At 36.2% G+C, this 21,595-nt stretch carries 16 protein-coding genes; all 16 read left to right on the top strand.

The features are described from left to right. The first annotated feature begins 6 nt into the window (after nt 1–6). The 16 genes from AMET_RS01115 (at nt 7) to AMET_RS01190 (ending at nt 21,572) form a co-directional block, all read left to right on the top strand. On the top strand, nt 7–1,116 hold the full coding sequence (locus AMET_RS01115) for a polysaccharide pyruvyl transferase family protein (RefSeq protein ID WP_011971355.1): 1,110 nt from the start codon (nt 7–9) through the stop codon (nt 1,114–1,116). Nucleotides 1,117–1,214: 98 nt separating this feature from the next. Further along, on the top strand, nt 1,215–2,384 hold the full coding sequence (locus tag AMET_RS01120; RefSeq protein WP_011971356.1) for a Coenzyme F420 hydrogenase/dehydrogenase, beta subunit C-terminal domain: 1,170 nt from the start codon (nt 1,215–1,217) through the stop codon (nt 2,382–2,384). A gap of 184 nt (nt 2,385–2,568) precedes the next feature. Continuing rightward, nucleotides 2,569–3,141 (top strand): hypothetical protein, encoded by a 573-nt coding sequence (locus tag AMET_RS01125; protein ID WP_011971357.1) that lies wholly within the window; start codon nt 2,569–2,571, stop codon nt 3,139–3,141. 75 nt (nt 3,142–3,216) lie between these two features. Continuing rightward, nucleotides 3,217–4,782: a murein biosynthesis integral membrane protein MurJ gene (gene murJ / locus AMET_RS01130; RefSeq protein ID WP_011971358.1), complete on the top strand. Its 1,566-nt coding sequence runs from the start codon at nt 3,217–3,219 to the stop codon at nt 4,780–4,782. A 194-nt stretch (nt 4,783–4,976) separates the two neighbouring features. Further along, nucleotides 4,977–5,408 carry a DUF4301 family protein gene (locus tag AMET_RS01135; RefSeq protein WP_011971359.1) on the top strand — a complete coding sequence of 144 codons (432 nt, stop codon included), beginning with the start codon at nt 4,977–4,979 and terminating at the stop codon, nt 5,406–5,408. Nucleotides 5,409–5,726: 318 nt separating this feature from the next. Beyond that, entirely contained in the window at nt 5,727–6,563 is an 837-nt protein-coding gene (locus AMET_RS01140; protein WP_011971360.1) for a transposase, read from the top strand. A gap of 86 nt (nt 6,564–6,649) precedes the next feature. Further along, a complete protein-coding gene (locus tag AMET_RS01145; RefSeq protein WP_011971361.1) occupies nt 6,650–7,564 on the top strand; it encodes an LCP family protein in 915 nt (304 codons plus the stop codon). A gap of 500 nt (nt 7,565–8,064) precedes the next feature. Beyond that, nucleotides 8,065–9,003: an Rpn family recombination-promoting nuclease/putative transposase gene (locus AMET_RS01150; RefSeq protein ID WP_011971362.1), complete on the top strand. Its 939-nt coding sequence runs from the start codon at nt 8,065–8,067 to the stop codon at nt 9,001–9,003. Between the two features lie 288 nt (nt 9,004–9,291). Beyond that, nucleotides 9,292–9,573 (top strand): helix-turn-helix transcriptional regulator, encoded by a 282-nt coding sequence (locus AMET_RS01155; RefSeq protein ID WP_041720201.1) that lies wholly within the window; start codon nt 9,292–9,294, stop codon nt 9,571–9,573. Between the two features lie 382 nt (nt 9,574–9,955). Continuing rightward, nucleotides 9,956–11,494 carry a YifB family Mg chelatase-like AAA ATPase gene (locus AMET_RS01160; protein WP_011971364.1) on the top strand — a complete coding sequence of 513 codons (1,539 nt, stop codon included), beginning with the start codon at nt 9,956–9,958 and terminating at the stop codon, nt 11,492–11,494. 11 nt (nt 11,495–11,505) lie between these two features. Then, complete coding sequence (gene dprA, locus AMET_RS01165; protein ID WP_011971365.1) at nt 11,506–12,642, top strand: DNA-processing protein DprA; 1,137 nt, start codon at nt 11,506–11,508, stop codon at nt 12,640–12,642. A gap of 104 nt (nt 12,643–12,746) precedes the next feature. Further along, nucleotides 12,747–14,240, top strand: coding sequence for an RNA-binding domain-containing protein (locus tag AMET_RS01170; protein WP_011971366.1), 1,494 nt, complete (start codon nt 12,747–12,749; stop codon nt 14,238–14,240). Between the two features lie 48 nt (nt 14,241–14,288). After that, nucleotides 14,289–14,537, top strand: a complete 249-nt coding sequence (locus tag AMET_RS01175; protein WP_011971367.1) for an LCP family protein — start codon at nt 14,289–14,291, stop codon at nt 14,535–14,537. A 529-nt stretch (nt 14,538–15,066) separates the two neighbouring features. Continuing rightward, nucleotides 15,067–18,033 carry an AAA domain-containing protein gene (locus tag AMET_RS01180; protein ID WP_011971368.1) on the top strand — a complete coding sequence of 989 codons (2,967 nt, stop codon included), beginning with the start codon at nt 15,067–15,069 and terminating at the stop codon, nt 18,031–18,033. 104 nt (nt 18,034–18,137) lie between these two features. After that, the gene (locus tag AMET_RS01185) at nt 18,138–20,030 is read left to right on the top strand and encodes a sigma-54-dependent Fis family transcriptional regulator (protein WP_011971369.1); all 1,893 of its coding nucleotides are present in this window, start codon (nt 18,138–18,140) and stop codon (nt 20,028–20,030) included. A gap of 264 nt (nt 20,031–20,294) precedes the next feature. Further along, nucleotides 20,295–21,572 carry a four-carbon acid sugar kinase family protein gene (locus AMET_RS01190; protein ID WP_011971370.1) on the top strand — a complete coding sequence of 426 codons (1,278 nt, stop codon included), beginning with the start codon at nt 20,295–20,297 and terminating at the stop codon, nt 21,570–21,572. Nucleotides 21,573–21,595 lie beyond the last annotated feature (23 nt).

Below are 21,595 nucleotides of genomic sequence, written 5' to 3' on the forward strand. Positions count from 1 at the left end.
GAAACAATGGATATTAATAACAAGCAAAACATTGCCACCATTGCATTTCATAGGGCTATAAATTATGGTGCTGTTTTACAAGTTTATGCCTTGCAAAAAAGGATTGAGGAACTTGGTGGCAATTGCACAGTATTAGATTATAGAAATGATTTGTTGGAGAGTAAGCACAGGGAAACAAAAATTGGCGATTGCAAAACAATTAAGGACTATATAAGATTTATTTTCTTATCAAAAAACAATAATTTAAAGTATAAAGCCTTTAGGGCATTTAGTGAGAGTTATCTGAATTTGAGTAAACCCTATTATACTATTGATGAACTTAAAAAAGATGAACAAAAATATGACAAATTCATCACTGGTAGCGATCAAGTATGGAATGGAAATCTTAGTAATACGGATCCAGCGTATTTTTTAGATTTTGTGAATGATAGTCGAAAAAAGAATTCTTATGCTGCCAGTTTTGGTTTTGAAAAAATTCCGGATAATAAAATTGGCGATTATTATAATATGTTAAAAGGTTACAAAGAAATGTCTGTAAGAGAAATCCAAGGTACCAAAATTATTAAAGAACTACTGGGTATGGATGTTGAAACAGTTTTAGACCCAACACTTTTATTAACTAAAGAAAAATGGTTTGAGATAGCCGAAGATTATACAAAAAATGAAAACTACATACTTGTCTATGGGTTTGGTGAAGCGAAATATAAAATGAATTTTGCTAAAAACCTCTCAAAAAAGACCGGATGTAAGATAGTTCATATTGCGAACCCTTATTATAATGAGCGAGGCATTTTATATGAAAAATCTTTGGGACCAAAGGAGTTTCTAGGTATTTTAAAAAACGCACAGTATATAGTAACTAACTCTTTTCATGGAACAGCATTTGCTATTAACTTTAATAAAGAGTTTTTTGTTGAACCATTATCGGAAGCATTTGGCACCAATTCTAGATTAACGAATATTTTAGATTTGTTTGGCTTGAAAGACAGGCTAATATTTAGTGAAGACGTTTCAATGTATGATAAAACTATTGATTATGATAATGTGAATAAAGTTTTGAATGGAGAAAGAAAAAATTCAGTAAAATTTATTAGAGAAATAATTAATAGCAATTAAGTATGATTTTAGTTAAAGTACTTATTCAACATAATGTTTTTTAAACTAATTTACTTTGAAGTTTAAGGATTTTAAAATTCTAAGGAGATGGTGAAAAGATGATATCCGTTTTTGATATAAAAGAAGATTGTTGTGGCTGCACGTCCTGTCAGCATATTTGCCCCACAAAGGCAATAGAAATGAAACCAGACGAGGAAGGCTTTTTATATCCAGAAATAAACCAAGAGCTATGTAATGATTGCGGACTATGCAGGACAGTGTGTGCGTTTCAAAACGGATATGACATTTCAGATGATTTTGCCGCTCCAAAAGTTTATGCAGTTAAAAATAAGCATGAAGATGTCAGGATGGCCAGTTCATCCGGCGGTATCTTCTCTGCTATTTCAGATCATATTTTAGATAGCGATGGTTTAGTAAGCGGTGTTGCCTTTGATGAAAATATGAACGTAGTTCATAAAATTGCCGCTACAAAAGAAGAAAGAGATGAATTTAGAGGTTCTAAGTATGTTCAAAGTGAGTTGAATCATGTTTACTCTGAAATTAAAAATTTACTTAAACAAAATAAAGCAGTGTTATTTACCGGTACACCATGCCAAAATGCAGGACTAAAAAGCTTTTTAGATTTGGCAAGGGTTAAAACGGAGAATCTAATTTTATGCGATATTGTTTGTCACGGCACACCTAGCCCATTATTGTGGAAAGAGCATGTTAGTTTTTTAGAAAATAAAAACGAGGGCAAGCTTTTACAGCATTCGTTTCGATGGAAGGAAGCAGGATGGCGTGGATATAATGTTTATGCAGCCTTTGATAATGGGAAAAGCAAATTAAACACAGCTGATGTTAAATCATTTGCAAATATATTTAGCTCTGATGCTGCCTTACGACCTTCATGCCATTACTGCAGATATGCAAACCTTAAAAGACCTTCAGATATCACAATCGCAGATTTTTGGGGTATAGAAAAAACCATGCCACAATTTGACGATAACAAAGGTATTTCTTTAACCTTAATCAACACAGCTAAAGGACAAAAACTATTTGAAGATATAAAATCTAAAATAATATATAGAGAAAGCAACACCAAAGATTGTTTGCAACGCAACTTGCAAGAATCGTCCAAAGTGTCGGAAAAAAGAGAACAGTTTTGGCAGGATTACCATTTACGCGGATATGAGTATATAGTTAAGAAGTATGCAGGATATAATCTTAAAGCTAGTATAAAAAGAAAAGTAAAAACTGCACTAATAAAAATGGGTTTGCAGGCTTAGCCAAAAATTGCGTCTTCAGTTAGCAAATATGATTGGATTGCTTCGGTATGTATGTAGATTTTAAATTAGGTTGAAAATTGTGACGAATGAAGGGTGAATGTAAGATGAAAGTTTTAATATACTAGAAAAGGTAATAAACAGGATTAAAATATGGCTTAGAGTTTTACTAAGGGACATTTCAAATATGTTGGTTTATGGGATAAAGGCTCCTAAATCTGCAGAGAGAATCTGGATAAATCCAAGGGATTGTAAATATCTCATCAAAGATATTGGGCGAAAAGGTTCGGGTAAAGTTGTAAAGGAATGGCCACCGCGTGGTGCCCATATAGTAAATGTTGACGAAATAGAAAAGATTAAATACCTAAAATTACATTGGGAAGATGGAGTTCCTTGGTCAGATTGTGGAATATATGAGTATAACTACAGACTAATAGAAAGAGGAGTCTTTGATGATGGATGTAAAAACAAGGAAGATGTAATTTTAAAGTATAAAAAACTAGACAATGTATTCGAAAAGATAAAAAAAGAAAATAAACTATTAACTCGTGCTGAACTAGATGAAAAGGCATTTAGGGAAAACGGTGGCGTGTACATACATTTAGGACCAAATGGTGAGCCATATTTTGGTGGTGCAGGATACCATCGATTTGCAATAGCATTAGTTTTAGGTATACCGCTTATCCCTGCACAGATAGGGTTTGTACATATTAGCGCTCTTGGTAAGTTAAAAGACTATAGATGTAACAACTCAGATTGATTCAGCTCGTAAAATAACTTTATCTAATCTGATTTATAAACATCTTCTAAGAATACAATACTATGGAGGCAGTCTATGACACAATCACAAAAGGCAGTACAGTCTGTTTTAATAATAATGTTTTTTACATTAGCAAGCAAGGTGTTAGGTTTTATTCGAGAAATATTAATTGCAGCAAAATTTGGTTCTGGTGTGGAGACCGATACTTTTTTTATTGCCCTAACTGCTACAACTCTATTCACAACCTTCTTCACTCAGTCTATAAACACTACAATGATTCCAATATTATCAGAAGTTGAACGTAAAGAAGGGATTTTAGGCAAAAGAAGTCATACTAATAATTTATTAAATATTGTAATGGTGATTTCTTTTTTTCTAGTTATTGTTGCGTGGTTTTTAGCGCCATTAATTATTAGAATTTTAGCTCATGGTTTTGAGGGAGAACAGTTCAATCAGACTGTATTATTAATGAGAATTGGGTTACCTGTTTTCTTTTTTGCAAGTGCTGTCGGAATCTTTAGAGGCTACCTTCAAAGTGAAATGAAGTTTACAGAGTCAGCGATTGCTCAATTTCCATTTAACTTTGTTTATATATTCTTCCTTGTATTTTTGGCAGATTTACTTGGCATTAAGGGATTAATGGTAGCTAGTGTATTAGCTGTTGGTGCACAAATACTTATTCAAATTCCTGGATTAAGAAAAATCAATTTTCAATATCAGTTTATATTTGATGTAAAAGATTACTATGTAAAAAAAATATTACATTTGGTGCCACCGGTCTTAATTAGTGTTGCTGTGAGTGATATTAACAAGATTGTTGACCGCTCATTAGCATCAACTCTAATTGACGGAAGTGTATCTGCCTTAAATTATAGTAATAGATTAAAAGGTCTGATCATTGGTATTTTCACAGCTGCAATTGTCACTGTTCTGTTTCCATTACTTTCACAAAAAGCAGATAAAAATAATCACGATGAATTTAAAAGTGTATTTAGATATGGTGTTAATACGATTCTATTAATAACAGTCCCAGCAACTGTAGGGATGATTGTGTTAGCGGAACCGATTGTAAGATTATCCTTTGAAAGAGGAGCTTTTGACGCTACAGCATCTTATATGACTGCAGGTGCATTAATTTTTTATTCTATAGGAATCGTAGGTATGGGATTAAAGAGTTTCTTAAATAGAGCGTATTATGCTTTGCAAGATACGAAAACACCAATGTATAATGGATTTATAGCTATTGGAGTAAATATTGTACTGAATTTTATACTAGTACAGTTTATGGCACATAGAGGTTTAGCACTTGCAACTTCAATATCAGCAATACTAAGCTCGTTACTTTTATTATATGGGCTTAAAAGAAAAATTGGGCCTTTAGGGATTAAAAACATGTTGACAACAGGAATCAAGGTGTTAGCATCCTCGTTAATTATGGGGTTCGCTACATTACATGTATACCGTTATCTTAGCTTCAGTTTTACTGGAAGCACTTTGATTGATTTAATAGTGCTTTCAGTATCTATTGGTTTTGGTGCATTAGTATATCTATTGTTAATTTATTTGATGAAAGTAAAAGAACTATTTTGGTTTATTAACTTATTCAAGAAAAAGCTATCTAGAAAGAAAAAAAGCAGATAAAGCGTAGAGAATTTTTTTCAAAATGAGGACAACTTCAAAATGAAAGTACGCAAATCAGTCATATCAGCTACTAAGACGATGGCCAAAGAAATGTAAAAGATAAAATTTCTAAAAGAGATTTATTTAGTAGAGACTAATTATGGACAAGCCCTAACACTGTTTAGGGCTGTTTTAACATATAGGGGGGGGCACAGATGGAGAAGAGCATTGAAAGGTTCAAGAAAGGGGCAAAATACGTCAATATAGAATCCGCAGTAAGAAGGGATCACTTGACGTCTATAAATGATACAAGTGATGACTATTTAAATTTGAAGTGTGTGAAGTTTATACCTGCCAGTGGTGCAGCCACGAGGATGTTTGAAGACCTTTATAAATACTTAGATGACAAAATAGCCACAGAATCCATCAATCAGTTTTTTGATGAGCTTGAGAATATCACTTTTTATGAAGAGATTAAAGATTTTATTGAAAAAGAGAACATTGATAAGAATGTTACTTCTGATAGAATAAAAATAATTGACTATATACTTAATAGCAACAAAATGAACTATGGCAACCTACCAAAGGCTGTCATTAAAATGAACTCATATAAAGACTTCTCAACAACACCCATAGAAGATGCATAATATGCTCATCCAGAGCCATCGATACGCTTGAGTTGAGCCACCCTCACGCTAGGTGAGCCACTAGCGATATTCTCATGTATTCCGCATTTATTCCATGGTCTTATTTACAACGAGCCTCCAAAGGCATGTCATTGGGCATCAAAGGCATCACCTTTGTAATATGAGCTGTTCATGCAGTTAAGTTAAGGTGATGCCTGGCTATGAGCCTAACATGCCTTCCCTCATTATAAATATCACAGTGGTGCCAGGCACTTAACTTGTTAATTTATTGCAATTAACAATACCTTTTGGTAAAATAAAACCAGGAGGTGTTTTTCATTGGGAAGAAAACCTAGGGTAGAGTATAGGGGTGGTGTTTATCACGTCATCCAAAGAGGAAATAACCGAGAGTATATATTTGAGAAAAAAGAAGATAAAGCATATCTGCTGGAACTAGTAGCGGAATATAAAGTTGTAATGAATTTCGAGTTGTATGGATTTGTGCTAATGGATAACCACTACCATATGGTTCTCAAGACCTTAGATGCACCTTTGCAGGATATTATGCACAGGATAAACAATAAATATAGTAAGTACTATAACTATCAGAATAAAAGAACTGGACATGTTTTTGAGAACAGATATAAAGGCATTTTAGTGAAGGATGAAAAATATCTTTTATCCTTGATTCGGTATGTACATCAAAATCTAGTGAGGGCAAAGATGTGTGAAAAAGTGAAGGATTATCAATGGAGCAGTGATCCATATTATAGAAAGAACAGACAAGGAGAAATGGTAGACATCGGTTTTATTTTGAATATGTTTTCTAGAGACAGACAAGAAGCAATAAAGGAATATAAAAGATTTATGGATAGGGATAAAATGGAGGAAGGTAGTACATTTGAAGAGGTGTTGATTATCGGTGAAAACCAGGAGACGACTATGAGTAAGCCAGTAGAAGTCATTCAAAGGAAAAGCCTAGATGAAATCTTGTATGAGGTAACAAAGGATGAAGCCATCCATGATGAGATAAAAAAAGGCTCAAGAAAAAGAAATTTAACTGTTTATAAACAGAAATATATTAGTCGATCCTTAGCAGCTAACTATACCATGAGAGAAATTGGAGAAAACATATCCGTCAGCGAAGTGGCTGTATATAAAATGCATTGTAAGTAAAAAGAGAACCATTAGTTGAGAGAAAAGGTATAAAAAACTAATTATTGCGTAGAGATATGCACTAATCATGTTTAGGAGAAAACCGAATGAATAAAAATAGAAAAAATTTAATCGCTCTAATTTCTATAGTGAGTATACTACTAATAATAGGGTCAGTTGGGTTTCAGAAGTATCAAAATATAGTTGATCCACATCAAGCCTTTGAGAAAAATTTACAGCAAGAGAAAGATAATAGAGAAAAAGAAGGTATGGATGAGAATAGAAACGTGGTTAAGATTCTTTTGTTAGGAGTAGATAGTTCAGAAGTTAGAGAGGGAAGGGCCATGGGGTATCGAAGTGATGCCATCATGATAGCTTCAATGGACTTAGACGCTAAAAACGTAAAACTGGTCTCTATTCCAAGGGATAGTTATACAGATGTTCCGGGTAACGATAATAAAGACAAGATTAACCATGCGATGGCCTTTGGCGGAGGACCTAGAAATAAGGGAAATCAATATGCAGTTGAGGCTGTGGAAGGGTTGCTAGATATTAATATTGACTATTATCTTACTATGGATTTAGATGCTGTGAAAGATATTGTGGATACCATCGGTGGTGTCACTGTAGATGTGGAGCGCAGTATGGATTCTGGTGGAATTCGAATAGAAAAGGGAGAGCAAAAACTCGATGGGCAACAAGTCCTGGCTTATTTGTCAAATCGAAATGCACCTACTGGAGATTTTGCAAGAATAGAACAACAACAAAAGTTTATGAAGGCCTTATTCCAGCAAACGAAGGAGAAAGGTAAATTCTCTGATGTGCTACCTTTATATTTAAAAATGCAAAGCAAGATATTTACCAATCTAGAGATAGATCAGATGGGTGCGTTACTGTTATTCTTAAAGAGCGTACAGTCAGAGAATATCGAATTGTTTACCCTTCGAGGAGAAGGTATGATTATAGATGGTATCTATTATATAGATATTGATGAAGACTATATGAAAGAAATTTTTTCATAAAATTAAGTGAAATGCAATGATGCCCCCCCAGGAAAACCTCCGAAAAATAGCATAAAAAACGAATCCATCCCTATACTCGGAACCAGCGTGCCTGACACCAACTTATCAACTTATTCACCCTGAGCAACACAAAGGATGCGATCTGTAAGGGCTCGGTGTCTGTCACGAACTTATGCGAACTTATGAACTTATTGATTGAGATAAGAGATAGGGAGATAAAAGGGGAATAAGAAGAACCAGTGGTGCCTGCCACGAAGTTATCAAGTTATGAAAGAGGCGGGAAAAGAGAAGGGAGTAATCCTAAGTCATAAGGTCTCTTGTGTTTTCTTAAGGCTTCAGCATAAAAGGAAAAAGTGTGTAACGCTGCTGTAAGAGACGACGATGAAAAACCTTAGGGCTACCAGCTATTAGGTGGCAAAGAAGTAGAAAGAATAAATGCGTAGGGCTTGAAGAGATATGGTATAATATATATATTAGAGAAGTCGAAGAGGAGTGATTATTTGGGAATCATTCATCAGCCACATGATAAATTTTTCAAAGAAATGTTTGGGAATTTAGCATTAGCAAAGGATTTTATGACCAATTACTTACCATTGGAATTGCTAAAGATTGTAGATATTGAAACACTAACACCAGAAAAAGAGCACTACATTGAGGATGATTTGAAAGAAAGTTTTTCAGACTTACTATTTAAGGCAAATATAAACGGTAGAGAAGGATACTTATATTTTCTATTTGAACACAAGAGCTACCCATCCAAAAGAATTGCGATACAGCTACTTCACTATATGGTACGCATTTGGGATGACAAATCGCTTAAAGAAAAGAAAGAAAAGATTCCAATGATCATTCCAATGACAGTGTATCATGGCAAGGAAAACTGGAATGTAGCCCTAAGACTATCCGACCTTATGGAAGGTTATGAAGAGTTACCAGAAGAAATAAGAAAATATATACCAGAGTATGAATACTTAATCTATGACCTTTCAGGTTACACTGATGATGAGGTTAAGGGAGATGTACAACTACAAATTGTAATTAAGATTTTAAGATCTATTTTCAGGAATGATGAAGAATTTTTTAAGGTATTTAAAGAGGCAGTAGAAGTACTAGATAAACTGGAGAAACAAGAAAAGGGAATAGAGTATTTCAAGACATTTATTTATTATATTTTAAGTGCAAGAAAAGGGGTTACTCTAACCGAAATATATGATTTAGTGAAGGAAGTATCTGTGGAAAGGAGTGATGAGATCATGACTATTGCAGAAGAATTATTAAAAGAAGGCATGGAAAAAGGCATGGAAAAAGGCATGGAAAAAGGTAAATTGGAAGAAAAGAGAGAGGTAGCTAGAAACCTCATAGGTTTAGGTGTGGAGTTAGATAAAGTTATGAAAGCCACTGGTTTGAGTGAAGAAGAAATTAATAAGTTACTGAATTAACGAGCACGGAGAACATCCAGCCCAGCCACGGTGCCAGGCACTTAACTTGTTAATAATTAACAACACCTTTTGGTAAAATAAAACCAGGAGGTGTTTTTTCTTTAGGTTTTTTATCAACTATTCTGGGTGTATATATTTAGTGAATAGAAATAAAGAAGTTGAGGTTAAGAGGGTAGGTATATGTTTCATATGGTATAATAAGCATAAGTTATAAATATATGTCAGATAGAGATTTGTAAAAGAATCAGGGTGGTGAAAAAATGGGTTTAATAGAAGAACTAAATAAAGGTGAAAGTAAAACCCTTGAGTTTAATTGTAGAAACAGGTGACTTTGTAAACGTAGAGATATATATAGAAATGCCGGAATCTTATAGCAACTTAACTGAGCAAGAGAAAATAACTATATTATATATGAAAGATAATGATGGGAAAGTGACAACGAAAGAAGTAATGAAGATTTTAGATATTAAAGATAGAAGAGGAAGAAAGATATTAAAAGATATGGTGGATAAAAGGTTGATAAATGTAAGGGGACAAGGAAGAAGTACATATTATGTTTTAAAACATTAATCAAACCCAGCGAGCCAACAGTGCCAGGCACTTAATTTATTGGCAGCGAGACATCACTTTATCCTAATAAAATGGAAAACCAAGAGATAAAATTGCAAGTACTAAGATCAGCCAAATAAAGTAAAGGAAGGGTCATGATGTGCAGTTGAAGCTGCTGGTTATGACCTTTTTATTATGGGTATGTTTTCGGAGAGATTTTGACAAACCCAGTTGGGTAACATCAGCTTGTCAGCTTATTGATATTGGCTCTAGACAAAAAAGAGTTTTATTTGACAAATATTTAAAGGGATTTTCCATTTTATAACTAATAGTTTAGTGAGTGAAATATTTCAAGTGTTAAAAAAGCGATTGTTTATTGCTCCATATCAAAGGAGGAGAAGGCATGGCGTCGGTAGTTAAGGGCTTTTCTTTATTAGGTGTAGATGGGTATGTGGTGGAAGTGGAAACAAAGACCATTGATTCACAGCCAATGATATCCATTGTGGGATTGGGCGATACGGCCATCAAAGAGGCCAAGGAGCGTTTAGAGGCAGTACTAAACCATGGGGATTATCATTTTCCTAAAATGAAAATTGTGATTAATCTAGCTCCCAGTGATCTAAAAAAAGCCGGCACACATTTCGACCTAGCCATGGCTGTCGGACTTTTAATGGAATCGGGGCAGATCAGACCCAAGGAAATACAAAAATATGGATTTATTGGAGAGCTATCCTTAAATGCCAAACTAAGATCCTGTGTTGGGGTGTTGCCTATGGTGATGGCTGCTAAGGAATCGGGAATAAAAAATATCATTGTATCTAAGGAGAATATTCAAGAGGCCTCCTTAGTACAAGGAATGAATATATTTGGGTTTTCAGCCTTAAAGGAAGTTGCAGATTTTTTGGAGGGTAAAAAGGAATATGAAATTCCCCTGGAATTAACCCCTAAGCATCAGGAACAGCATCTTTATGGATTGGATTTCAATGAAGTACAAGGTCAGGATGCCATGATTGAATACATTGTGGTGGCGGCAGCTGGTGGGCATAACTTGTTGATGATTGGCGCTCCAGGCTGCGGAAAGTCCATGATTGCCAAAAGAATCCCCACGGTTTTACCTAGTATGATGGAGGCAGAATCACTAGAGGTGACTAAGATTTATAGTGTGGCGGGGTTATTGAGGAAACGGGGATATCTCATTGAAGACAGACCCTTCAGAGCCCCTCATCATAATGCTTCTACAAACTCTCTAATCGGTGGAGGAAATAACGCATTACCGGGGGAAATTTCTTTGTCCCATAATGGAGTTCTCTTTTTAGATGAAATTGCTGAATTCAACAAAAAAACATTGGAGGCCTTACGGCAACCCATGGAGGATAGAAGGGTCACTATTTCAAGGGTGCGGTATACCAATACGTATCCAGCTAACTTTATGCTGGTGGCGGCCATGAATCCTTGTCCCTGTGGTCATTATGGCAGTGACCGATGCCAATGTAGTGATTATGAAGTCATTAAATATAGACAAAAGATTTCTGGACCCATCCTAGATCGAATGGATATCCAGAAGTATGTGCAACCAGTGGATTTTTTACAGCTCTCTGAGCACACGTCGGGAAGGAGCTCTGCAGAACTTCGTGAAAGGGTAGAGTTTGCCCGGGACATTCAAAAGACCAGATATGCTTCAATGGAAGCAATTAACTGTAATGCCCAGATGACCCCTTCATTAATTAAGGAGTACTGTGAATTGGAGGCGGATGGCACAAAGCTATTGCGCTTAGCCTATGATCGATTTCAATATAGTGCCAGAACTTTTCATAAGTTTTTAAAGGTAGGGAGAACATTTGCAGACATGGAAGGGTCTGAGAAAATTAGAAAAAAAGACATTGCAGCGGCATTGATGGCCCGGGATCTTGATAAGGAACAGGCAGGAATGTTGGTGTTATAGGGGGAAAGACGATGCTGTATTGGATTTGGCTGAGTGAAGTGAAGGGAATCGGTCCCGTTATGCAAAAGCGATTATTGGCATACTTACAATCCCCTAAAGCTATTTATACTGCATCCAGTGAGGAACTCATGAATGTGCCGGGGATCGGATGCCATTTAGCCGAGGAAATTACTACTTCATCCTTGAAAAGAGCCCAGGAAATCCTTGGAATGTGCAATGGATTGAACATCCAACTCTTAACATTTCACGATGAACGATACCCATCAAGGGCTAAGGAGTACCCCCTATGTCCTATTTTATTATACTATAGAGGTCATCTAGTAGAAAATAGCATTGGTGTGGGCATTGTAGGGGCCAGAAGGTGTTCTTCCTATGGAAAAGAAATTGCTAAGCAAGCGGGGCAATATTTAGCGCAAAATAACATCCCTGTCATCAGTGGCATGGCCAAGGGAATAGATGGTTATGCCCATATTTCATGCTTAAAGGCTGGGGGTTATACATTGGCTTTCTTAGGCAGTGGGGTGGATATTTGTTACCCAAAGGAGCATGATGAATTAATGGCAAGGATCATGGAAAGCGGTGCCGTGCTTTCTCAGTATCCCCCGGAAACAAAACCAAAGCCTCAGTATTTTCCCAAAAGAAATGCCTTGATTAGTGCCTGGTCAGAAAAAATATTGGTGGTAGAGGCGGGTGCTAAAAGTGGGGCCTTAATCACAGCACAATATACTAAGCAGCTTAAAAGAGAAGTGTTAGCCGTTCCCAATCAAATTTATAGTCAAATGGGAAAGGGAACAAATCAATTAATCAAAGAAGGGGCAACAATATACTTAGGACCAGAACAACTCATAAACACGGAACCAGTCATGAATGTAGAAGCAAAAATCATAGGGGATAATGGACTAAAACCTGTCAAAGGAAACAAAAAGAGAAAAGCCATGGAAGCTATGAAAATTGCCAGCCCACAAGTGAATACACCAACAGAGCAACGGGTGATAGATGCACTATTTGGGACCCCCAAAACCATGGCTCAAATAGTAGAAGAAACTAAGTTACAGCAGTTAGTATTACTGGAGGTCATGACAATACTAGAGCTAGAGGGAAAAATTAGTTCATTACCAGGAGGGAAATGGGTTAAGGAGGTGATATAAATGAAAGAAATTAAGAGAAGATATAGAGTAAGTAATCTATAAACGCAGGATAGATCGACTATAAAGACATTTATCCCTAAATAATAAAATAGGAAGTTGATAATATGAAGATAGAAAAATTAAAAGAGATAATAAGTGGTGGTGAAAACATCACTGTAGAGTTTAAAGAAAGTAAAAATAAGCTTAATAAGGATGTATATGAATCGGTCTGTGCATTTTTAAACCGTTACGGGGGTCATCTTTTCCTAGGAGTTAAAGATAACGGTGATATTACCGGTGTTGATAAAGATTCGGTGGAGCAGCTCAAGAAAAACTTTGTGACATCTTTAAATAACCCTCAAATGCTTAATCCAACCTTTTATTTAAACATTGAAGATGTTGAAGTTGAGGGGAACGTAATTTTGTACATAAACATACCAGAAAGTTCACAGGTGCATCGTTGTAAAGGAAAGATTTTTGATAGAAATGAAGATGGAGACTTTAATATAACTGATAACACAACCTTAGTTTCAAAGCTGTACATGAGAAAACAAAGCACTTACACAGAGAATAAGATTTTTCCCTATGCTGAAATGGAAGAACTGGAATCAGAGGTATTCACAAAGGTTAGAAAGCTAGCAGCAAATCAGAAAGCGAATCATCCCTGGACCTCAATGGATGACTTGGAAATTCTCAAGAGCGTCGGACTATACTTAAGAGATCCCAATACTGGGAAGCAGGGCATTACATTAGGAGGCATCTTGATTTTTGGTAAAGAAGAATCGATTCATGCAGCTCTCCCACATCATAGAACAGATGCCATTTTACGCAGAGAAAACTTGGACCGTTATGATGATCGAGATGACATTCGAGTAAATCTTATAAGAAGCTATGAAAGGTTAATGCAGTTCATAGCAAAACATCTAAATGATAAGTTTTACTTGGAAGGTGACCAACGGGTGAGTTTAAGAGATAAGATATTTAGAGAAGCGATTTCCAACCTATTAATCCATAGAGAATTCTCAAATCCATTCCCGGCGAAATTGGTAATCGAAATGAATCGAGTATACATTGAAAATAGCAACAAACCTCATGGAAATGGGATCATTGATCCGGAGAACTTTTCTCCTTATCCCAAGAACCCGACGATAGCAAAGTTTTTTAAGGAGATAGGATGGGTTGACGAGCTTGGTTCAGGAGTAAGAAACATTTATAAATACAATAAGATTTACTCAGGAGCGGATCCGGAATTTATTGAGGGAGATATATTTAAAACTATTATTCCTTTTAAACCTCTAGCAAGTACCCACGTTAACATGGATAGTAGTACCCATGTTAGTACCCATGTTAGTACCCATGTTAATAATACAAATGAGGATGAAAAGATAAAAGCCTTACTAGAATTTTGCCAAGAGCCAAGATCAAGAAGCGAAATTCAGGATTTTCTTAGACTTAAGAGTAGAAAGCATACTTTATCAAAGTTTATAAATCCACTAGTAAGGGGTGGATTATTAAAACTAACTATACCTGATAAACCTAGAAGTCCAAAACAAAAATATTACTGTGAAAATAGATGGAAAGAACAACGAACCCAGGGTGCCAGGCACTTAACCTATTGAAATGCACCTACTGGAGATTTTGCAAGAATAGAACAACAACAAAGGTTTATGAAGGCCTTATTCCAGCAAACGAAGGAGAAAGGTAAGTTCTCTGATGTGCTACCTTTATATTTTAAAATGCAAAGCAAGATATTTACCAACCTAGAGATAGATCAGACGGGTGCGCTACTGTTATTCTTAAAGAGCGTACAGTCAGAGAATATCGAATTATTTACCCTTCGAGGAGAAGGTATGATTATAGATGGTATCTATTATATAGATATTGATGAAGACTATATGAAAGAAATTTTTCGATAAAATTAAGTGAAATGGTGCAATGATGCCAGGTACTTAACTTATTATGATGAAAATCGTCCCCACGTATCACAAGGAGACCAGTTAGTATCATTACAATAAAGAAAAGAACACTTCATTAGTCACATTTCGGAGATAATGAAGTGTTCTTTTTATTGTTTAATGATAAACCTTTAGTTGTCATGGATATCAATCTAAAAAGGATAAAATTTGATTGTGAATTAAAAGATTTTTCCAATCAATGTATTATGATATGATAGATGAAATGAAAATAATAAAAATATTTTATTGAGGAGAACGGACCCATACGCTACTGTCATACACCATGATGAATTAATAGAATAAACCCGAGGTGCCAGGCAGTGCGCCAAGATAAGGGCGTGTATACACAAGGTGTTGACGCTCTATTTGAGCCACCTTCATGAGGAATGTGGTTTCTCCTGGCCCTTGCCTCAATACTTATTTGTATAGTTTAAAAGATACAATGCAGAAAAAGTGTAAGCAGTAAGACTAAAACTTCAGGGGGAATGAGATGAATTACAAAACAGAAGCGATAACCAAATATTTAAGGAGTGCTGTGGCGGCCCAAGCGAATATGGGAATTGATTTTAAGAAAGATGAATTTCATATCATTGACAAAGAAGATTTAATCCAAGGGAAAATAGGGCTAGAGGTATGTCAAAGTATTTTTGCAGAGGCCAGCAAAAGTGCCTTTGAGAATGAGAATGAATCAAATGAAAAATCCTTTATAAAAGTCATTATTTGTGCCAAAGCAATAAAAACAATCTTCGAAGCTAATGAAAAAACACAGGATGAAATAGACGAATTAACGGGGATCTTCTATATACCGGTAATTTTGGACCAGCAGGGAATGCTCTCTTATAATCAAATTGACAAAAAGATTCCTTGGTTTCCAAGGGAATATCTACATCCTATGGTTGAACCTAAGCTAGCAATAGGGAATGCCGAGACAGTGGATGATTATATCAGCAATCATGTAGACCAAATCGAAAAAATAAAATCTTGGTCTGATTATACTGCCTTTTTCAAGACATTTTATGAGTCTATAGCGGAATCGAAGTTTGAGGAGAAGACCATCAGAAATATGGAGGACCAAGCGTCTGCCCTTGAGTTAGAAAATAATATGTATGTTTTCATAGATAAAACGGTTCATTCTACCTTCCACATTATGAGGTTGTACAATCATTTAATGAAGGAGGATCAGCCGAAGCCCCTTTATGATAATTTCATATCCACGGAAATAGCCAATATCAATCCCCTTGTAGAAAATGACATAGCTAGGATGCAAGTCCATTCGGGTCAGATGGGTGGAGAATATTCTTTATCCCCTTCACAAAGGGAAGCAGTCAACCACTTCAACTGTATGGAGGATGGGGAGATTTTGGCGGTGAATGGACCCCCGGGCACAGGCAAAACTACTCTGCTGCAATCCATTGTTGCAGATATGTATGTTAAAAGAGCGTTGAACCAGGAAAAGGCGCCGTTGGTTGTAGCTTCTTCAACCAACAATCAAGCAGTAACCAATATCATTGCTTCCTTTGGAAACATCAAAAAAATGGGAATATCCAATCTGGAAGAAAGATGGATCGAAGGCGTCGATAGCTTTGCTGCCTATTTCCCATCGGGGTCAAAAATAAAAGAAGCAAAGAGTCAAGGCTATCAATATACCAATCAAAAAGGGGAGTTCTTTTTTTCCGATGTTGAGGATAAAGGAAATATAGAAAAGTCTGAAGGGAAGCTAATAGAAAGCTGTAATGAATATTTTAAAACCCAATACAAAGATATTAATGCCTGCAAGAATAGGTTACATGAGGAATTGTTATTTTTCGAAAAGAGCAAAAATACTTTGTTGTCATTGGCTCAGGAAGCTGCTCAATATGATTTGAACGGACAGACATTAGATCAATATCTTATTGGTTTACAAGATGAAATGAAAGTGAAACAGGAAGTGGTTTCTACTATTGGTCAAAGAGTCAAGGATTGGGAGGACTGCTACAACCGTATGCCGTTTTTCTGTAAGCTGTTGAAGTTTATCAAGCCATTTTCTCGAAAAATTCAAACAGCATTCAGATTGTTTATGAATAATGAAGAGCAAGGTTTTATTAATGAATATATGAGCCTTGATGAAATTAAAGAAAAATATAGCCAGCAATATGCTGTGTATAATAAAGGAACTTATGATCTGAGGAAGAAAAAAGATTCAGTAGAAAAAATCAAAAGTCGATATGATAAGGAACTGAAGGAGCTAGAACGGCATCATATCTTTTTTTATGAAAAGGAAGAAGAAAAATATAGGCTTGAGATGGACTTTATCAATGATGTATTGGATAAAAAAATCAGATATATAACATTTTGGTTGGCGGTTCATTATTATGAGTGCAGATGGGTCAGCGGTGAGGACAAACTGTCGAAGAAGCAGAAGGGAAGAAATTTTAAAAATGTTTTAGACCAGTTTTACAGTAGGCTTAGTATGATTACACCATGCCTGGTGATGACATTTTACATGCTGCCTAGGCAGTTTTTAGCATATGGAGATCAAAAAAACTTTTTTCTCTACAACTACATTGACTTACTCATTGTTGATGAGGCGGGACAGGTATCTCCTGAAATTGCTGCCGGTGCCTTTTCCCTTGCTAAAAAAGCCATTGTCGTGGGGGATATTTATCAGATCGAGCCAATATGGGCTATCAACCCAGGTCTGGACAAGGCGTTGGCATGGTCCCATGGTGTCGTCGAATCTTTGGGTGAGTTTGAATTGTTAGAAAAAGCAGGGTTAAATACTTCCAGATCAAGCGTGATGAAAGTTGCTGCTAAATGCTGCAAATATGAAAAATTCGATGAAAGAGGCTTATTCCTAAGGGAGCATCGTCGTTGCTATGATGAAATTATTAACTACAGCAATAAATTGGTGTATAAAGGAAATCTCCAGCCTATGAGGGGAAAGGGCAGTCAGGATCAAAAACTTGCCATCAAGGAATGGCCTCAAATGGGATTTAGACAGGTGGACACAGATGTTTCCTACCGGAAGGGCAACAGTCGATGCAATCAAAGGGAAGCTGAAAAAATTGTAGCCTGGTTAAAGGGAAATGTAAACTTGATTGAAGAAGTCTATTCACAAGAACCGGTGGAAAACCTAGTAGGGGTGATTACTCCCTTTAGGGCACAGGTTGGCTGCATCAAGAAGGAGTTAAAAAAGCAGATGCCAAGATATGCTACTAAAATTAGTATCGGCACAGTACATACCTTTCAAGGGGCAGAAAGAAGGATCATTATATTGTCTACGGTGTATGGAAGGCATGATGGATGCTTTTTTATTGATGAAAATGAAAGTTTGATGAATGTGGCAGTTTCACGGGCAAAGGATAATTTTTTTGTATTTGGAGACATCAATTGCTTGAAGGATACCCAAAATAGTGCAAGTGGATTGCTTAAAAAAGCGATTGGTTCAAATGCCGTGCCTACGGTAGCAACCCAGTAGTGCCAAGCACTTAATTTATTTTTTCTACTATTTCATTTTTGTTTGCTTAAGTGCAAAAATTTCTAAGAGTTTGAAGAGGTTTTGAAGGAGTTGATGGCGTCAGTATGAAAAAAGATATACTATTTATATCTCCCTTTGAGGATCTTTATAAGATTGCTAAAAAACTAATTAAATTTCAGGGGTTTGAAGAAATTGATGTACAGATGGGGGACCTTGAAGAAGGGGCTAAAAAGGCAAGGGTAGCAGTGAACAATGGAACCAGGGTGATAATCTCTCGAGGCGGAACATACAATGCAATATTAAAGGAAGTAGATGTGCCCGTTGTTGAGGTGGGCATCACAGCCTTTGATATTCTTAAAAGCTTTAAGCTCATACAACAAATCAAAGAACCTTTAGCCATTATTGGGTATCACAATGTGATTAAGGGCTATGATATAATTGAAGATCTTTTTGTAGACATGGATGTAACCAAAATAATCTTAGATAATACTAAGTCTGTGGAGGGGCAGATAAAGGAATGCGTGAATAAAGGCGTGAAGGTTGTAGTGGGAGACACTGTTGTCAATCGTATCGCTCCACAGTATGGATGTAAAAGTATACTGATCGAGTCAGGAGAAGAGGCGGTTTTAAGTGCCATGAACGAGGCCATACGAGTCCTTAAGGCGGCCCAGGTGGAAAGTGACCGGATGCAACGTTTTATGGCAGTAATTGACTATACCAGTGATGGCGTCATTGCCACAGATAAGGATGGAAGGGTTACTGTTTTTAATCGAAATGCAGAAGTCATACTAGGGACAACCAAGGAAAAGGCCAAGGGGCAGTTAATTTCTCAGATCTTTAAATATGATCAAATCAGTAAGCTAATTGAATCTCCATCAATAAAGGTTGACTCAATCTATGACTTAGGAAGCACGAAACTAGCACTTAACCATGTACCTATATTTGTGGATGGAGATGATACCGGCAGTATTATCACTTTTCAAGATATATCAAAAATTCAAAGCCTAGAAAAAAAGATTCGTCTAGAGTTGAGCAAAAAGGGATTTGTTGCAAAGTACAATTTCCAGGATATTGTTCATCAAAGCAGTCTAATGCAAAAATGTATAAAAAGAGCCCGTACTTATGGTGGCTACGATTCATCGGTTCTCATTACCGGCCCTAGTGGTGTAGGTAAAGAAATTTTTGCGCAATCCATTCATAATATAAGTAAAAGGAAAACGGGACCCTTTGTACCGATAAACTGTGCAGCCCTGCCTGCCAACTTAATTGAAAGTGAATTATTTGGATATGTGGAGGGGGCCTTTACAGGTGCTAAAAAGGGTGGCAAACCAGGCATATTTGAAATGGCACATAAGGGAACTATTTTTTTAGATGAAATCAGTGAGTTACCCCTGGATCTTCAGGCAAGGCTACTACGCGTTATACAGGAAAGAGAAGTTATGCGCGTAGGGGATAATAAGGTAATTCCCGTTGATGTAAGAATCATTTGTGCAACAAACAGAGACCTAAAAGAAATGGTGATAGAGGGAGACTTTAGGCGAGACCTTCTGTTTAGAATTAACATTTTATCATTAAATATCCCAAGTCTTAATGAACGTAGAGAGGATATTGAATTACTAATAGAATACTTTATTAGCTTATTTTGTGATGAATATAAAAAGGGTTCAATGAAAATTTCATCGGATACCCTAGGGTATTTAGAAAGACATCATTATGATGGCAATGTAAGGGAGCTTCAAGGGATGATTGAGCGAGCAGTCATTACATGCACTGGGGATGAGATTAAATTAGACGATATAATAGAATCTGACGCCTATAATGTAGATCAAATCATAAGCAATCATTCCAATATCTTTGATGAGGAGTATTCTCTAAAGGAGTTAGAAGATAAATATATAAAATACATCTCCAATAAATATAGTGATTCAAAGCAAGAAATATGTCATATTTTAGGAATCGATCGAAGTACCCTATGGAGAAAAAAGAAAAAGAAATGATGCACAATGCAATAGCGTTGCAAATTGCATTGCAAATTACAACGACCTTAACCAGAGGATTCAAACTATTTTTACGTTAAATGGCAATAATATATCAGAAATTTAAAAATTTATTAAAATCTCTTATTAAAAACCTTGGAAGTTTCAGTTCTTTTAAGGTTTTTAATTTTTTTTCGAAAAATCATCAAAAGTTGGAACAGTTATTGCTTAGATAATAGATATGAAAAATAGATGAAAATTTATAAAACAGAAGGAGTTTGAAAAATGATCTACATTATATCGGATGATTTAACCGGTGCAAATGACACTGGCATTCAATATACGAAGCAAGGCTTTCGAACCCTAGTGACTGTAAAAACCGATGTAGAATTTCTAGAGACGACATCAAAAAGTTATGATGTCATCTCGATAAATGTGGATACACGTTCTAAGCTTCCTGATGATGCATACCACACGGTTTATGATCTAGTGAAAAAGTTCGAAAATACTGGGGTTGATTACATTTACAAAAAAATTGATTCCATAGTAAGAGGAAATCCTGGCGTTGAATTAGACGCAGTAATGGATGCAAGTAATGCCAAGATCGCATTGGTGGCCACAAGCTTCCCAGAAGTTGGGCGAAAGCTTATGAATGGAAAGCTTGAGCTGATAGACTGGGAAGGAAATAAGTCTGTCATAGATGTCATTGAGCTATTTACCGATGATATGAAGCGTAAGGTAAGGGGTATAAATTTATCCACTGTAAAAGAAGGGATAAGCAGCATTGTTGAAGTAGTTGAAAGGGGAACTTCAGAAGGGGTAGAGGTTTTCGTAATAGATGCAGAAAGTGATGAAGATCTTGCGGTCATTAAGGGTGCAGCCACAAGCCTAAAAGTGCCTCCTGTGTTGTGCGGATCTGCAGGCTTAGCTAAGCAGCTCAGCCTTAGTGGTAGAGAAATATTTAATAAGAAAAGTAATGAAGTAACTCAAATAGAGGATAAGGCGACATTAATACTAATCGGATCCCGCAACAACATTACGTCTCAGCAACTGAAGGTACTAGAGGAAGAAATGCGAATACCAGTATTGACCCTAATGACGGGAGAAGTTCTAAATGGCGGAAGGGAGGCTATTATAGAGAACACTAGAGGTGAAGTATCTAGTTTAATAGATAACGGATGTAGACTTTTGGCTATAGTAGTTGACACGCTATTTCAAGGATTTACAGTTCAATTGAAGGATTCGGAAGCGGCTTTAATGGATTCAAACTACATCGCCCATGCCATTGGAGAGTTAGCAAAACTAATCTATGAAACTAACTCTATAGATACCATCGTTTCTTCCGGAGGGGACACATCACAAAAGTTACTGGACGCATTGAATGCAAAGGGAATACACTTAGAAAGTGAAATATTATCAGGCATACCAGTGGGGCGTGTCATAGATGGCATTGCAGATGGTATGACCATTGTAACAAAATCAGGTGGATTTGGAGATCAGGATTCATTAATAAAGGTGATTGAGTATCTTGAAGATCGTAAAAATAAGCTAGCTTATGCATAATGTCATAGCAATAAATCATGGCG

This window comes from Alkaliphilus metalliredigens QYMF, from assembly GCF_000016985.1.
In the GTDB taxonomy this organism is placed as follows: Bacteria; Bacillota; Clostridia; order Peptostreptococcales; family Natronincolaceae; genus Alkaliphilus_A; species Alkaliphilus_A metalliredigens.

Excerpts from the sequence above, each read along its gene's own strand:
- AMET_RS01115 (WP_011971355.1), top strand. The coding sequence starts at position 7 with ATGGATATTAATAACAAGCAAAACATTGCCACCATTGCATTTCATAGG.
- AMET_RS01120 (WP_011971356.1), top strand. The coding sequence starts at position 1,215 with ATGATATCCGTTTTTGATATAAAAGAAGATTGTTGTGGCTGCACGTCC.
- AMET_RS01125 (WP_011971357.1), top strand. The coding sequence starts at position 2,569 with ATGTTGGTTTATGGGATAAAGGCTCCTAAATCTGCAGAGAGAATCTGG.
- murJ (WP_011971358.1), top strand. The coding sequence starts at position 3,217 with ATGACACAATCACAAAAGGCAGTACAGTCTGTTTTAATAATAATGTTT.
- AMET_RS01135 (WP_011971359.1), top strand. The coding sequence starts at position 4,977 with ATGGAGAAGAGCATTGAAAGGTTCAAGAAAGGGGCAAAATACGTCAAT.
- AMET_RS01145 (WP_011971361.1), top strand. The coding sequence starts at position 6,650 with ATGAATAAAAATAGAAAAAATTTAATCGCTCTAATTTCTATAGTGAGT.
- AMET_RS01160 (WP_011971364.1), top strand. The coding sequence starts at position 9,956 with ATGGCGTCGGTAGTTAAGGGCTTTTCTTTATTAGGTGTAGATGGGTAT.
- dprA (WP_011971365.1), top strand. The coding sequence starts at position 11,506 with ATGCTGTATTGGATTTGGCTGAGTGAAGTGAAGGGAATCGGTCCCGTT.
- AMET_RS01170 (WP_011971366.1), top strand. The coding sequence starts at position 12,747 with ATGAAGATAGAAAAATTAAAAGAGATAATAAGTGGTGGTGAAAACATC.
- AMET_RS01175 (WP_011971367.1), top strand. The coding sequence starts at position 14,289 with ATGAAGGCCTTATTCCAGCAAACGAAGGAGAAAGGTAAGTTCTCTGAT.
- AMET_RS01180 (WP_011971368.1), top strand. The coding sequence starts at position 15,067 with ATGAATTACAAAACAGAAGCGATAACCAAATATTTAAGGAGTGCTGTG.
- AMET_RS01185 (WP_011971369.1), top strand. The coding sequence starts at position 18,138 with ATGAAAAAAGATATACTATTTATATCTCCCTTTGAGGATCTTTATAAG.
- AMET_RS01190 (WP_011971370.1), top strand. The coding sequence starts at position 20,295 with ATGATCTACATTATATCGGATGATTTAACCGGTGCAAATGACACTGGC.